The sequence below is a fragment of the Pedobacter sp. PF22-3 genome (assembly GCF_026239555.1).
Taxonomy (GTDB): Bacteria; Bacteroidota; Bacteroidia; order Sphingobacteriales; family Sphingobacteriaceae; genus Pedobacter.
Genome location: NZ_JAPIVP010000048.1, coordinates 1 through 738, shown reverse-complemented (window position 1 = coordinate 738; position 738 = coordinate 1). Strand labels below are relative to the sequence as shown.

General features: G+C 43.6%; 1 protein-coding gene. It reads right to left on the bottom strand.

Annotation, left to right across the window (positions count from 1 at the left end; translation table 11 throughout):
- A partial coding sequence (locus OQX63_RS23250) for a hypothetical protein (protein ID WP_265853173.1) occupies positions 1–738 on the bottom strand: 738 nt, incomplete at both ends.

Below are 738 nucleotides of genomic sequence, written 5' to 3'. Positions count from 1 at the left end.
ATTCCTGAATCATTTGTGGCAGCCAATGCTGGTACACCAACCGTGATGGTTACCGTAGCCGTTTTGGTCTGACCAGGATTCAACTTATCTTCAATCTGGTAAACCAGCGTGTAAGTACCCGCAGGCGTGTTCGGTGCAACGTTAACCTTTCCGGTGGTTACATCCAGGGTAACATTAGGATTGGTCGTTGAAACCTGGCTTAATTCTACATCATTTAAGGTTGGAGCCGTTGATGTTCCATTATAACCATCATTCGAAAGAACATTATTTACAGCTACCCCTCCTATCAAACCATTTACAGTTCCTGCATCATCATTAGCTAATAATATTCCTGTAGCAACGGTTACCTTAACCGAAGCGGTCGAAGTTTTGCTTGCATCCAGTTTATCGGTGATGGTATAGGTCAAGGTATAAATACCGGCCAGGGTATTCGCGGCAACACTCACTTTTCCAGTAGTTGGATCAAGTATTACTTTTCCATTGCTGTCGTTCGTGCCATTGGTAATTGTTACATCGTTCAGCGTTGGAGCCGTAGTAGTGCCATTATAAGCATCATTAGCCAAAACATTCGTAATAGCAGTTCCACCGGTTACCGAGTTCACTGAACCTGTATCATCTTTAGCCAATAAAGCTCCTGAAGCTATTGTTACTTTTACCGTTGCGGTCGAAGTTTTAGAAGCATCCAGTTTATCAGTGATGGTATAGGTCAAGGTATAAACACCGGCCGGGGTATTCGCA